Below are 13,147 nucleotides of genomic sequence, written 5' to 3' on the forward strand. Positions count from 1 at the left end.
CGGTGCCCGGCGTCAGGCCGGGCGGTTCTCCCACTCGCGCCGCAGCCGCTCGAACTGGTCCCAGTCCGGGGTCAGCAGCGACGGGGCGACCCCGACCGCGCGCCACAGGCCGCGCGCCCAGCCCGCCAGGACGAGCAGCACCCCGGCGCCGAGCAACAGGCCGCCGACCGGGGCGTCGTCGAGCAGCCGCACCGCGTACGAGAACGCGATGATCGCGCCCACGAGCGGGACGCCCGCGAGGACGAGCGTGAGGGCGGCGTGACGGATGCTGGCGGGGTTCCACATGGCGGGTCTTCAGAGGGTACGCCTCACCCCTGGCATCGGACGATCGGCGCGGGGCTTGAGCCCCGCGCCGTGACGCAGCTCACAGAACGCGGTCGACGAACGCCGTCACCGCGGCGATGACCTCGTCCTTGTTCGTCTCGTTGAGCACCTCGTGCATCGCGCCCTCGTAGGCGTGGTGCTCGCTGTCGGGCCCCTGCAGCCGCTCGACGACGGCCCGGGCGAGCGGGTAGGGCACGAGCTGGTCCTCGGTCCCGTGCACGTACAGCAGCGGCAGGTCCCCGAACCCGGGGCCCGCCTCGATCGCCTTCGCGCTCGCCAGGAACGCCTCGAGCGTCGGGCGCTGGAACGGGCCGTGGTAGACGAGCGTGTCGGCGGCGTACGCCTCCCCGACCGCCGGGTCGCGCGAGAGGACGGCGGGGTCCAGCGGCACGTCCGGGATCGGGTCGAGCTCGAGCAGCCCGAACATCGGGTTCTCCGCCCCGAGCGCGGGACCGGAGAGGATCAGGCCGCGCAGGCGCTCACCGTGCAGCTGCGCGTAGCGGGTCGCGATCAGCCCGCCCATCGAGTGCCCGAGCAGCACGAGCGGCAGGCCGGGGTTCGCGGCGACGGCGAGGTCGGCGACCGCGTCGAGGTCCGCGACCTGCACGGCGTCGAAGTCGGTCAGCAGCGCCCGGTCGCCCTCGCTGAGCCCGTGACCGTGATGGTCGGGGGCGTACACGTCGGCCCCGTGCGCCACGAGCGCCTGCGCGACGTGTTCGTAGCGGCCGGCGTGCTCGCCGTAGCCGTGCGACAGCAGCAGGACGTAGCGGGCGTTCTCGCACGGCCAGTGGTGCACGTGCAGCCGGCCCGCGCGGCCGGCGATCTCGAGGGTGGAGGAGGTCGTGCTCATGGGGATGGGTCTCCAGGGTCGGGGTCGGGGGTCAGGCCTGCGCGAGCGCGTCCTGCAGCAGCTCGTCGTCGATCTCGCCGATCCGCCGCACGCGGTCGAGGACCTCCTCGATCTCGGCGAGGAACGCCTCGCGGCCGCGGCGCAGCGCCTCGCGGCCGGGGTCGACGAGGTCGCGGTTGGCGGCGAGGTCGAGCGCCGCGCCGTAGAGCTCGCGGGACACGGACTCGGGGCCGTGGACGAGACCCTGCAGCTGCAGCTGGCGGCCGACGCGCACGCACTCCTGCAGGAACGCGTCGCGCTGCACCGGCTCGCGCGGCTCGCGCTCGGCCAGCCGTCGCGCCACGACGAGCTGCGCGTCGAAGAACGACCGCAGCGCGCGGTGCGCGGTCAGCGTGCCGGTGCGGCGCAGCATCGCGCGCGCCACCTCGGTGTCGGCGACGTGGTCGCGCCAGTCTGGGTCGATGAGGTCGAGCTCGCGGTAGAGGTTGTCGCGGAACTGGTCCTTCTCCGGGAAGAAGAACTCGAACTTCAGGAGGTCGCGGATCGCCAGCGCGTCCTCGAATGCCGCCTGGATCGGGTCGCCGGCGGGCTGCTCGCGCGCCACCGCCAGCAGCGCCAGCTCGACGATCGCCCGGTGCACGAGATGGTGCAGCGCCCCGTTGCGGTAGAAGGCCGCCTCGTGGTGGCGGTCGGGGTCGACCTTCCACACCGGCTCGAGCCCGGCGTCGTAGCAGCGGACGATCCCGGCCTCGGTCAGGGCGTCGAGCGTCGCGCGCAGCGCGGCGGGTCGGCGCAGCTCGTCGACGGTGCGCAGCGTGTCCGCGCGCTCGAGGTGGTCGAGCAGCGGCGCGAGCAGGGCCTGCAGCTCGCGCAGCGTCAGCGCCCGGTCGCGCACGCCGAGCATCGCGAAGCCGACGAGCGACGTGGAGGTCACGGGCGTCGCCCGGTTGATCCCGTCCATGACCGCGAAGCCGACCTTGTGCAGGCGGGCGGCGCCGTCCCCGACCCCGTCCAGGGTCGCCTTCAGCGACACCGGCTCGCCGAAGCGCACGCGCGCCTTGCCCATGTTCGTGCGCTGCGCGCGGACGTAGTCGACCATCCAGCCCATGCCCTCGCGGCGCTTCTGCGCACCGGTCTGCTCGGCGGCGGTCGCGCCGATCTCGTGCAGCTGGTCGTAGACGATCGAGGTCGGCACGAGCAGCACGTCGGGGGCGCGGCCCTCCTCGACGGCCGCGGTCAGGTAGTGCAGCAGCCCGAGGCGCGGCGGGCGCAGCTTGCCGGTCCGGGTGCGGCCGCCCTCCGGGTACCACTCGAGGTTGAAGCGCTTGGCGACGAGGTGCCCGAGGTACTCGCGGACCGCGAGCTTGTACACGCGGTCGCTGCCGAAGCTGCGGCGGATGAAGATCACCCCCGCGCGCTTGCCCAGCGCGCCGATCGGCCCGAAGGACATGTTGTCGCCGCCGAGCAGGTGGTTGCGCGGGAAGTCGTGGTCGTGCATCACCTGGTTGAGGACCAGGGGATCGACGTAGGAGCGGTGCGAGGGCAGGAAGACGAGCGCCGCGCCGCGGTTGGCCTCGCGCAGGCGCTCGAGCGAGTCGACGTCGACGTCGACGGTCCAGGCGCGCGAGTGCATCGGGCTCAGCAGCACCCGGTAGAGCTGCTCGCCCAGACGGGACTGGACGGTCGCGAGCTCGGCGAGGCAGCCGGTCAGCTCCTCCATCACCGACTCCGGGCTGCGCTCGAGCTCGTGGGCGAGGGCCGTCACCCGCTCGCGCACGACCCCCGAGGCGGTGATCTGCTCGGCGACGAGCCGCGGGACCTTGTAGCGGTCCCCGATGACCGCGCGCTCGGCCCGCTCGGCGGCGAGCGTCGCCTGCCGCGCGACGAACGCGGCGAGCTCGTCGTCGCTGCCGGCACGGCCCGCCTCCGCCCGGAAGCGGCGCTGCAGGTCCCGCAGGTGCGCGGGCTCGCCGGCGACGACGCGCGCCCGGTCCGGGTTGCGGCGGGCGGCGATGCCGTGCAGCCGCCGCAGCGGTCCGCCCGGGTCCGCGAGCAGCAGCAGCTCGCCGATCCGCGGGCGGGCGCCGGGCACGGGCTCCGGCGGCATCCAGGTGACGCGCGCGGGCACGAGCAGCGGGTCGCCCGCCTCGCGCAGCAGCCGTGGCAGCGTCGGGCTGGCCTGGTGCACGACCGGGGCGCCCGGGTGCGTCTCGCGCGCCCACGCGGCGACGCGGTCGCGCTCGGCGTCGGTGCGGGCGTCGGTGAGGACGATCGCGCCCGGACGGCGGGCCGCGCCCGGCCGGTCGGGCAGGGCGACGACGGTCACGCGGCGACCGCCATGACCTCGTCGAACCCCTCCCGGAGGCTCTGCACGAACAGCTCCTCGTCGGTGATCGCCGCGGGGTCGAAGTTGATCCCGATGCAGCAGCCGTCCAGGTGCGACAGCAGCGTGATCATCGCCGCGCAGCCCGGGAGCGGCGCGAACGGGTACGCCTTGAGGATCTTCGCGCCCGCGAGGTAGCGCTCCTCGCGCAGCCCGGGCACGTTGGAGGCCTGCAGGTCGTTGGCCTTCGTCATGTTCCCGGCGAGCTGGGAGATCAGCGGGGACGGCAGCCGCGACAGCGCCGGGGCGACGACGCCGACCGCGGCGATCGCGCGCTCCCCCCGGGCGACGCGCATCATCCGCCCGATCTCCTGCATCCGGCGGACCGGGTCGGGCTCGTCGGCCGGGGCGGCCAGGCGGGCGGCGGCGAACGCGTTGCCGCCCGCCGGGTCGCCCTCGCGGCGCACGGAGATCGGGACCGCGATCGGGATCGCGCCGATCGCCATCCCGTAGCCCTCGTGGTAGCGGCGGTAGCCGCCCAGCAGCGCGGCGAGGAACGCGTCGTTCAACGACCCGCCGACCGCCTTGGCCGCCGCCCGCAGCGGCGCGAACGGCACGTCGAGCGTCGCGAACCGCCACGACAGGCTGCGCTCGGCGAGCAGCGGGGAGCCCGACGCGTCCGGGTCGGCGAGGACGCGCTGCAGGGAGGACGCGTACGCGGCGGCGTCGCGCGCCGCCCGGTCGGGACGCCGCAGCGCGCCGAGCCGGCCGAGGCCGCCGGCGACCGCGCGCGGGACCGCGGTGGCGTCCTTCACGAGCTGCCGGGCGAGCACGTCGGTGGACGTCGTGCGCTCGGGCGGCAGCGGCGCGGGCTGCGGCTTGGCGGCGTTGTGCTCGCGCGTGGTCGAGTGCAGCATCCCGAGCAGCTGCACGCCGCCCATGCCGTCGGTGGTCGAGTGGTGCAGCTTCAGCAGGAACGCGCACTGCCCGTCGGGCAGGCCCTCGATCAGCACCGCCTCCCAGGGGGACCGCGCCTTGTCGAACGGCGTCATGGCGATCTGCTCGGCGACGCGCAACGCGTCCTCCCAGGTGCCGTCCCCGGCCAGCCGCACGCGCCGCACGTGGTAGTGCAGGTCGAAGTCGCGGTCGACCACCCAGGCGGGCATGCCGAGCCCGAGCGCGGGCTCCACGACGCGCTGGCGGAACCGCGGGACGAGCCGGGTCGCCCAGTCGCACGCGGCGACGAAGCGGTCCCAGTCCGGGGTCGTGTCCAGCAGCTCCAGCGACACGATCGTGGAGCGCAGCCGCGGGTCGCCCTCGGCGCGCCACATCAGCGCCTCGAGCGCGTTCATCTCCCGGGCCTGGCCCCAGGTCTGGTCGTCGGTGCTCACCATCACGCCACCTCGTGGTACTCGTGCTCGGCCGCGGCGCGCCGCAGGCCCCGGTAGGCCTCGCGCGGGTGGCGGCCGTCGTTGACGACGGCGTCCACCTCCTCCGCGATCGGCATGCGCACGTCGTGCTCGCGGGCCAGCTCGACCACCGTGCGCGCGGTCTTCACCCCTTCGGCGACCTGGCCCATCTCCGCCGTGATCTCCTCGAGCGTCTTGTCACGGGCCAGCGCCTCGCCGACGCGCCGGTTGCGCGACAGCGGGCTCATGCAGGTCGCCATCAGGTCGCCGAGCCCGGTGAGGCCGGCGAACGTCCGCTCCTGCGCGCCCATCGCGACACCGAGCCGGGTGATCTCGCTGAGGCCCCGGGTGAGGACCATCGCCCGCGTGTTGTCGCCGACGCCGAGGCCCTCGGCCATGCCGGCGGCGATCGCGATGATGTTCTTCAGCACGCCGCCGAGCTCGCTGCCGAGCAGGTCCTCGTTGCGGTACACGCGGAACAGGTGGGCGGCGAACAGCGGCTGCAGCGCGCACGCGGTCGCCGCGTCGGGGAGCGCGACGACGGCCGCGGCGGCCTTGCCGTCGAGGACCTCACGGGCGAGGTTCGGGCCGGCGAGCAGCCCGACCGGGTGGCCCGGGAGCGTCTCGCCGATGATCTGCGTCGGGCGCAGCCGCGTCCCGGCCTCCAGGCCCTTGGCGAGCGACAGCACCGGCACCCACGGGCGGACGTGTGGGGCCGCCTCGGCGAGCACGTCGCGGATGCTGTGCGACGGGGTGCCGACGACGAGCACGTCGGCGTGCTCGGCGGCCTCGCGCAGGTCGCTCGTCGCGCGCAGCGACGGGGTCAGCGCCCGGTCCTCGAGGTAGCGGGAGTTCGTGTGCTGCTCGTTGATCTCGCGGGCCGTGTCGGCGCTGCGCGCCCACAGCAGCGTCGGCGTGTTGCCCGCCGCCAGCGACGCGACGGTCGTGCCCCACGAGCCGCCGCCCAGGACGGTCACCTGCACCGGCCGGCTCATCGGTCCAGCTCCAGCAGGCCGTTGCGCGGCCAGTCCTCGAGCGTCTCGACGAACATGCCGCGCACCTCCTCGACGTGGTCGTCGATCGTCTCGACCGCCCAGGTGGACGTGTCGACCGGGGGCAGGACCACGATCTCCACGGTGCCGGGGCGCAGCATCTGCGCGCCGCGCCACATCACCTCGCCGGCGTTGCGGATGACGATCGGCACCATCGGCACCTCGGCCTGCATGGCGATGTGGAACGGGCCCTTCTTGAAGCGGCCCAGCCGCGGGGTCGCCGAGCGCGTCCCCTCGGGCGCGATGACGAGCGAGACGCCCTCCTCGCGGACCTTGTCGACCGCCGGCTGCATCGCGGCCTTCGCCTGCTCGGTGTTGCCACGCTCGACGAACGCGACGCCGGCGAGCTGGAACAGCTGCCCGAAGCCGGGGACGTTCTTCGCCTCCTTCTTCGCGACGCCGGTGAAGCCGCCGCGCAGGAGCTTCATCACGAGGATCGGGTCGAGCTTGCTCTGGTGGTTGAAGACGAACACGCACGGCCGCGCGCTCCACAGGTGCTCGTGGCCGCGCACGACGTCGACGTCGATCCCGGCGATCGACAGGCCCAGGTCGGACCCGACCCCGCCGGTGATGTCGAGCAGCGTGTCGCGCTTGCGGTTCAAGGCCGCGAGGCCGAGGCCGGCGCCGAACGCGGTCGCGAACGCGCCGTAGAACCCGGCGGTGCGGACGAGCTCGCCGACGCTCGGCAGCGTGCCGCCCCGCGGGACGCAGTCGAGGATCGGCCAGCCCTCGAGCTCCGCGTGCGCGCGCAGCACCTTGTGGGGGGAGACGGCGACCGGGTTCCCGCAGGTCTGCAGGAACTCGATGTCCTCGCCGCCGTTGGAGTACGCGAACGACGCGTCGAGGTCGAGGTCCTCCTGCGCGGCGAGCTCGCGGACCGCGCGCGCCTTGCCGTCCGCCCACAGCGGCGGCCCGGAGGTGCGGCCGGTGATGATCCCGTCGACGACCTCGACCGGCGTGCAGAGCACGTGGTCGACGTCGAGCTCGCGGGCCATCGGGTCGACCTGGAAGCGCGTGGCGCTCGACGCGAGCGCGAGCGTGTGGCCCTTGGCCTTGTGGGCGCGGACGATCTCCCAGACCTCCGTGTGCAGCCGGCCGGCGATCTCGTGCTTGAACAGGCGGTCGCCGAGCGCCTCGATCTCCGGTAGCGGCCGGCCCTTCCAGGCGCCGAGCGACAGCTCCAGGAACGCGGCGAACTCCTCCGCGGACTCGATCCCCTGCGCGCTCATCAGCGCGGTCCGCGCGAGCTCGATCGGGCCGAGGTCGCCGGTGAGGATGCGGTGCTTGTAGAACGTCTGGGCGCTGTAGCCGGTGATGACGGTGCCGTCGTAGTCGAAGAACGCACCGACCTGCGGCCCGTCCGGCGCCGCGGCGATCGCGGCCAGGCGGCGCTCAAGCGGCGTCGTCATCGAGCACCCCCTCCAGCAGGGCGGAGTCGAGCTGACCGATCCGGGCGAGCCGGTCGACGACGTCGCGGACCTCGTCGCGCCACGCCTCGCGGGCGACGCGGACCTCGTCGCGGCCCGGGTCGACGAGGTCGCGGTTGGCGGCGAGCTGCAACGCGGAGGCGAACAGCTCCTGGGAGACGGACTCGGCACCGTGCAGGCGACCCTGCAGCAGCATCTGGCGTCCGACGCCCAGGCAGGTGTCCAGGAACGCGGCGCGGTCGAAGCCCTCGCGCGGGTCGCGCGCGGCGAGCTGATCGGCGACGACGAGCTGCGCGTCGACGAACGAGCGCAGCGCCCGGTCGGCGACGAGCGTGCGGCGACCGGCGAGCAGCCGGGCGGCCGGGACCCGCTCCCAGTCCGGGTCCATGTGGGCCATCTCGGCGCGCAGCTCCTGCAGAAACCGCTCCTTCGGCCCGAAGAAGAACTCGAACTTCAGGAGGTCGCGGAGCGCGAGCGCGTCCTGCGTGGCGGCCGCGATCGGGTCCTGCGGCGGCGGGTCGGCGCTGGCGGCGCGCAGCAGCGCGAGCTCCGCGATCGCCCGGACGACGAAGTGGTGCAGCGCCCCGTTGCGGTAGAAGGCCGCGACGTGGTGGTGGCCGGGGGCGATCTGCCACACGGGCTCGGTGCCGCCGTCGAAGCACTGGGCGACCCCGGCCTCGCAGAGCGCGTCGAGCACGCGGCGGACCGCGGCGGGCCGGCGCAGCTCCCCGACCTGGCCGGGGATCTCGCGGGCCTCGACGTGCTCGAGCAGCGGCGTGATGACGCGCCGGACCTGCTCGAGCGTCAGCGCCCGGTCGCGGACGCCGAGCAGCGCGAGCGTCACGAACGACGTCGACGCCAGCGGCGTGGTGCGGTTGATCCCGTCGCAGATGCGGAACGCGACCTTCTCGAGGCGGGCGCGGCCCTCGCCGGCCTCCGCGAGCGCGTCGCGCAGCGAGAACGGCTCGCCGAAGCGCACCTGCGCCCGCCCGACGTTCGTGCGCTGGGCGCGGATGTAGTTCGCCAGCCAGCCCAGGCCCTCGCCCTTCTTCGTCGCGCCGCCCTGCTCGGCGGCCATCGCCCCGACCTCCTGGAGCTGGTCGTAGACCATCGAGGTCGGCACGAGGATGACGTCCTCGACGCGCTCGTCCTGCAGCGTCTGCGCGAGATAGTGCAGGAGCCCGTACTTCGGGGGGCGGAGCTTGCCGGTGCGCGTGCGGCCGCCCTCGAGGTACCACTCGACGTTGAAGCGCTTGGCGGCGAGGTGCGCGAGGTACTCGCGGACGGCGAGCTTGTAGACGGGGTCGTCGCCGAACGTGCGCCGGATGAAGATCAGGCCGGCGCGCTTGCCCAGCGGCCCGATCGGCCAGAACGACAGGTTCGCGCCGCCGAGGACGTGGTTGCGCGGGAAGTCGTGGTCGTGCAGGACCTGGGCGAGGACCAGCGGGTCCGCGTAGGAGCGGTGGCTGGGGAGGAACACGAGCGCGTGGCGGCGGTTGAGCTCGCGCAGCCGCTCGAGGCTCTGCACGTCGACGTCGACGTCCCACGCGTTGGCGTGCAGCGGCCGCATCACGAGCCGCCACGCGTCGATCGCCAGGCGGCTCTGGACGGCGGCGACCTCCTGGAGGCAGTCGGTCGCCTCGGCGAGCACCTCCTCGTAGGGACGGTCGAGCCTCGTGGCGAGCTCGGCGACCTTCTCGCGGAAGACCTTCGACGCGGTGATCTGCTCGGCGACGAGCCGCGGGACCTTGTAGCGGTCCCCGATGATCGCGCGCTCGGCCCGCTCGCAGGCGAGGTGTCCCTGCCGGGCGACGAACGCCCCGAGCGCCTCGCCGCCGCCCCCGGGCCGGCCGGCCTCCGCGCGGAAGCGGCGGCGAAGGTCCATCGCGTGCGCGGGCTCCCCGGCGGTCACGGTGACGCGGTCGGGCTCGCGCCGCGCGATCCGCGCCTGCAGCCGCGACCAGGGACGGTGCGGGTTGGTCAGGGCGAGCAGGTCGGCGGGCCGGACGCTGCGGTCGCCGTCGCGCTCGCGCGGCAGCCAGGTGACCCGCACGGGCAGGACCAGCGGGTCGTCCCCGCGCTCCAGCCGGCGGCCGAGCCCGGGGTCGTCGTGGTCGAGCTGCTCGGCCCCGGGATGGTGCTCGCCCGCCCAGGCGGCGATGAGCTCCCGCTCCGTCGGGGTCCGCGCGTCCACCAGCAGGACGACGGGATCGGTGATCGATCGACGCTCGGTGACGGTGGCCATGCACGGAGCCTCCCCGACGCGCCGGGGTGCAGGCATCGTCCGCGGGCGACGAACCCACCGGGTGACGGGCTGTGCGCGGCGCACAACCCGCGCAGGCTCAGTCGCCGCGGCGGCGCTCGAACAGCAGGCTCGCGACGTGCAGGGCGATGACGTCGTCGAGGCTGCGCAGGTCCAGGCCGGTGCGCTCGCTGATGCGCCCGAGCCGGTAGCGGGCCGTGTTGACGTGCACGTGCAGGCGGCGCGCGGCGACCTTGACGTTCAGGTCGCTCGCGACGTAGCTGGCGAACGTGTGCAGCAGCTGGCCGCCGTCGGCGGCGTCCTCCTCGAGGAAGCGGCGCAGCGGCTCGGGGACGAGCGTCCACGTCGTGTCCCCGGCGCGCAGCGCCATCCAGTCCAGCGGGGCGAGCGTGGGGAGGGCGAGGACGCCGCCACCAGTCGGCACGCGGGCCCGGGCGCGGCGGGCGTCGGCGATCGCGTCGCGGGCCCCGTCGGGCAGCGCGTGCCGGGCGCTGACCCCGAGCGCGAGCCGCACGGGCCCGTCGGCGAGTCGCCGCCAGGTGCGCTCGAGCGCGGCGACGACGTCGTCGAGCTCCTCGGCGACGACGGGACGGACGATCACGATCTCGTCGTCGACGAGGCCGGCGAGCGGCAGCATCACGGGCTTGCCCGCGCGCGCGAGCGCGCCGACCGCGCTGGTCAGGGTGCGCCCGGCGGTCGCGGTCGTCACCGCGCGGGCGCTGACCGCGACGACCGACGCGCCGGGCACGAGGCCGAGGTCGCGCGCGAGGTCGCCGAGCCCGTGCAGCTCGGGATCGCCGCCCTCCAGCAGCGTGTCGAGCAGCGCCCGGCGCCGTTCGGTGCCGCCGCTGCGCGTGACCTCGCGGGCCTCGACCCAGGCCTGCGCGGCGAGCGCGCCCGCGACGTCCATGAGCTCCAGCAGCCGCGCCCCGACGAGGACGACGGCGGCCGGGTCCCCGGTCTCCCCGGCGATCGCGGCGACGCGCTCGTAGATCGTGCGCTGCGCGATCCGCAGGCCGCGCGTCGTCTGCTCGATCCAGTCGCCGCGTGCGGCGCGCGCCTCGATCGCCGGGCGCAGCACGGCGACGTCCTCGACGTCCAGCGGCCGGTCGTGGTCCAGGGCGTCGGCGAGCGTGTCGACGAGCGCCCCGACCTCCTCGCCCAGCCGCGCGACGGCGTCGTCGTCGAGCTCGGCGAACGCGGGGACCTCGACGCGCCGCTCGAGCAGCACCGCGACGAGGTCGTCGCGCTCGGCGCGGAGCGCGCGGGCGATGCGACTGGTGGGCACGTCGGGCCGGTCGGTGCGGGTGCTCGGGGCGATCGGGCGAGCGTACCGTCGCGACGCGGCTCGCAGGGAGGGTCCCGCGGATAGGCTCTGCGCCGTGGAGCGGATCGGGGTGATCGGAGCGGGTCCCGCCGGGCTCGCGGCGGTGCGGGAGCTGACCGCGGCGGGGCTCGACGCGGTCGCGTTCGAGCGCGGCGCGCGGGTCGGCGGGGTGTGGACGCTGGAGGACCGGCCGACGGCCGCGTACCGCTCGCTGCACCTGATCACGTCGCGCGAGCGCACGGAGTTCGCCGCCTTCCCGCTGCCGCCCGGGACCGCCGACTACCCGTCCCGGGACGTGGTGGGCCGCTACCTGGAGTCCTACGTCGAGCACTTCGGGCTCGCCGACCGGCTGCGGCCGGGCAGCGGCGTCGCCCGGGCCGAGCGCGACCCGGCGGGCGGCTGGACGCTCACGCTCGACGACGGCGGCACCGAGGAGGTCGACCGCCTGGTCGTCGCCAACGGGCACAACGCGGTGCCGAAGTGGCCGGAGCCCGCCTACCCGGGGGCGGACGCGTTCGCGGGCGAGCAGCTGCACGCCGTCGACTACGACGACGCGCGCGCGTTCGAGGGCCGGCGCGTCCTCGTCGTCGGCATGGGCAACAGCGCGATGGACATCGCCTCGGACCTGTCGCTCGTCGCCGACCACGTCGTCCTGTCGGTGCGGCACGGCAGCTGGGTCGTCCCCAAGCGCCTGCTCGGCAAGCCGGCCGACCAGGTGACGAGCCCGTGGGCGGCGGTGCACGTGCCGCTCGCGCTGCGCCAGGCGGTCTCGCAGACGCTGCTGCGGCTCGTCAGCGGCCCGCCGGAGCGCTACGGGCTGCCGAAGCCGCAGCGTGGCCTGTTCGAGGACCACCCGACGATCTCCGACACGATCCTCAGCCGGATCAGCCACGGGCGGATCACGCCGCGGGGCGCGATCTCGCGGCTGGAGGCCGACGGGGTCGTGTTCGCGGACGGGGTGCGCGAGCAGCTCGACGCGATCGTCTGGTGCACGGGCTACCGGGTCGACATGCCGTTCCTGGACCCGGCGCTGCTGGGTCCCGAGCCGACCGAGCTGCCGCTGTACAAGCGGGTCTTCCACCTCGACGTGCCCGACCTGCACTTCGTCGGCTACATGCAGTCGACGGGGTCCGCGTTCCCGATCGTCGAGCGGCAGTCCGCGCTGCTGGCCGCCGCGCTGACCGGCCGGTGGGCGCCCCCGTCCCGCGCGGAGATGGCCGCGGACTGCGCGCGTCGCCGCGCCGACGCGGTCCGGCGCTGGGGCGACCGCGGACGGCCCGCGATGCGCGTGGACTTCGACCGCTACATGCACGAGCTGGCCGCGGAGCTCGAGGCGGGCGCCGCCCGGGTCGCGACGGTGGCGGCATGAGGCGCGCGATCATCACCGGTGCCGGCGGCGCGTTCGGCACGGCGCTGACCGCGCAGCTGCGCGAGCGCGGCTGGCGGACGGTCGGCCTGGACCTGCGCGGCGACGGCGACGACGTCCTGGCCTGCGACGTGACCGACGAGGCGGCGGTGCCGGCCGCGGTCGCGGCGGCGGTGGAGCGCCTGGGCGGCGGGGTCGACGTGCTCGTCAACAACGCGGGGATCGGCGGCCCGGCCAGCGCGGGCGCGCCGCCCGGCGAGGTCGTGCGGCGGATGCTCGACGTGAACCTCCTCGGCGCGTGGACGGTGACCGCCGCGACGATCGACCACCTCGTCGCCTCCCGCGGCCGGGTCGTGCTGCTGGGCTCGCGGATGTCGTTCCTCGGCCTGCCGCTCGGCGCCGCCTACGGGGTCTCCAAGCGGGCGCTCGGCGCGTACGCGGACGCGCTGCGGGCCGAGTACGGCACGCACGTCGGGGTGACGTGCGTGCACCCGGCGTTCGTGAAGACGCCGATCCACGACCGCACGCGCGAGGCGGGCCTGCAGCTGGAGGGCTTCTCCACCGAGGAGCCGATCGAGCAGGTCATCGCCACCCTCGTCCGCGCGTGCGAGGCGCCGCGGGCGCGCCGCGACCTGGCGGTGACGCGCGGCGGCGCCCTGCAGATCGCCGCCGCCCGGCACCTGCCCGCCGTGGTCGACCGCGTCGTCGCGCGGACCCTGCGCGGCCGCATCGCCGACGGCGCCCTGGACGCCGCCGAGATCGCCCGCGGCCTGCGCGAGCGCCACGGGCGCCCCTGACCCCGGGCG

10 protein-coding genes are annotated in these 13,147 nt (G+C 75.2%); 2 read left to right on the forward strand and 8 right to left on the reverse strand.

All coding sequences use genetic code 11. The features are described 5' to 3' along the window. Window positions 1-12: 12 nt before the first annotated feature. The 8 genes from C7Y72_RS08190 to C7Y72_RS08225 form a co-directional block, all read right to left on the reverse strand. The gene (locus C7Y72_RS08190) at window positions 13-285 is read right to left on the reverse strand and encodes a hypothetical protein (RefSeq protein WP_107568272.1); all 273 of its coding nucleotides are present in this window, start codon (window positions 283-285) and stop codon (window positions 13-15) included. 79 nt (window positions 286-364) lie between these two features. After that, entirely contained in the window at window positions 365-1,174 is an 810-nt protein-coding gene (locus C7Y72_RS08195; RefSeq protein WP_107568273.1) for an alpha/beta fold hydrolase, read from the reverse strand. Window positions 1,175-1,205: 31 nt separating this feature from the next. Then, complete coding sequence (locus C7Y72_RS08200) at window positions 1,206-3,500, reverse strand: glycerol-3-phosphate 1-O-acyltransferase (protein WP_199223887.1); 2,295 nt, start codon at window positions 3,498-3,500, stop codon at window positions 1,206-1,208. Then, window positions 3,497-4,891 carry a wax ester/triacylglycerol synthase family O-acyltransferase gene (locus C7Y72_RS08205; protein ID WP_107568274.1) on the reverse strand — a complete coding sequence of 465 codons (1,395 nt, stop codon included), beginning with the start codon at window positions 4,889-4,891 and terminating at the stop codon, window positions 3,497-3,499. Before C7Y72_RS08205 ends, C7Y72_RS08200 begins: the two co-directional genes overlap by 4 nt. Further along, complete coding sequence (locus C7Y72_RS08210) at window positions 4,891-5,901, reverse strand: NAD(P)H-dependent glycerol-3-phosphate dehydrogenase (RefSeq protein WP_107568275.1); 1,011 nt, start codon at window positions 5,899-5,901, stop codon at window positions 4,891-4,893. The genes C7Y72_RS08205 and C7Y72_RS08210 overlap by 1 nt, the downstream gene beginning before the upstream one ends. Beyond that, entirely contained in the window at window positions 5,898-7,367 is a 1,470-nt protein-coding gene (locus tag C7Y72_RS08215; RefSeq protein WP_107568276.1) for an HAD-IB family hydrolase, read from the reverse strand. Before C7Y72_RS08215 ends, C7Y72_RS08210 begins: the two co-directional genes overlap by 4 nt. Beyond that, a complete protein-coding gene (locus C7Y72_RS08220; RefSeq protein ID WP_107568277.1) occupies window positions 7,351-9,630 on the reverse strand; it encodes a glycerol-3-phosphate 1-O-acyltransferase in 2,280 nt (759 codons plus the stop codon). Before C7Y72_RS08220 ends, C7Y72_RS08215 begins: the two co-directional genes overlap by 17 nt. 97 nt (window positions 9,631-9,727) lie before the next feature. Then, window positions 9,728-10,936: a PucR family transcriptional regulator gene (locus C7Y72_RS08225; RefSeq protein WP_146175300.1), complete on the reverse strand. Its 1,209-nt coding sequence runs from the start codon at window positions 10,934-10,936 to the stop codon at window positions 9,728-9,730. Between the two features lie 94 nt (window positions 10,937-11,030). Between C7Y72_RS08225 and C7Y72_RS08230 the strand changes: the two genes are divergently transcribed. Both C7Y72_RS08230 and C7Y72_RS08235 read left to right on the forward strand, forming a co-directional pair. Next, the gene (locus C7Y72_RS08230) at window positions 11,031-12,344 is read left to right on the forward strand and encodes a flavin-containing monooxygenase (RefSeq protein WP_199223889.1); all 1,314 of its coding nucleotides are present in this window, start codon (window positions 11,031-11,033) and stop codon (window positions 12,342-12,344) included. Then, window positions 12,341-13,138 carry an SDR family NAD(P)-dependent oxidoreductase gene (locus tag C7Y72_RS08235; RefSeq protein WP_107568280.1) on the forward strand — a complete coding sequence of 266 codons (798 nt, stop codon included), beginning with the start codon at window positions 12,341-12,343 and terminating at the stop codon, window positions 13,136-13,138. Before C7Y72_RS08230 ends, C7Y72_RS08235 begins: the two co-directional genes overlap by 4 nt. Window positions 13,139-13,147 lie beyond the last annotated feature (9 nt).

This window comes from Paraconexibacter algicola (assembly GCF_003044185.1).
GTDB lineage: Bacteria > Actinomycetota > Thermoleophilia > Solirubrobacterales > Solirubrobacteraceae > Paraconexibacter > Paraconexibacter algicola.

Coding starts and splice junctions, on each gene's coding strand:
- C7Y72_RS08195 (WP_107568273.1), bottom strand. CDS start 1,174: ATGAGCACGACCTCCTCCACCCTCGAGATCGCCGGCCGCGCGGGCCGG.
- C7Y72_RS08210 (WP_107568275.1), bottom strand. CDS start 5,901: ATGAGCCGGCCGGTGCAGGTGACCGTCCTGGGCGGCGGCTCGTGGGGC.
- C7Y72_RS08220 (WP_107568277.1), bottom strand. CDS start 9,630: ATGGCCACCGTCACCGAGCGTCGATCGATCACCGATCCCGTCGTCCTG.
- C7Y72_RS08235 (WP_107568280.1), top strand. CDS start 12,341: ATGAGGCGCGCGATCATCACCGGTGCCGGCGGCGCGTTCGGCACGGCG.
- C7Y72_RS08190 (WP_107568272.1), bottom strand. CDS start 285: ATGTGGAACCCCGCCAGCATCCGTCACGCCGCCCTCACGCTCGTCCTC.
- C7Y72_RS08205 (WP_107568274.1), bottom strand. CDS start 4,891: ATGGTGAGCACCGACGACCAGACCTGGGGCCAGGCCCGGGAGATGAAC.
- C7Y72_RS08215 (WP_107568276.1), bottom strand. CDS start 7,367: ATGACGACGCCGCTTGAGCGCCGCCTGGCCGCGATCGCCGCGGCGCCG.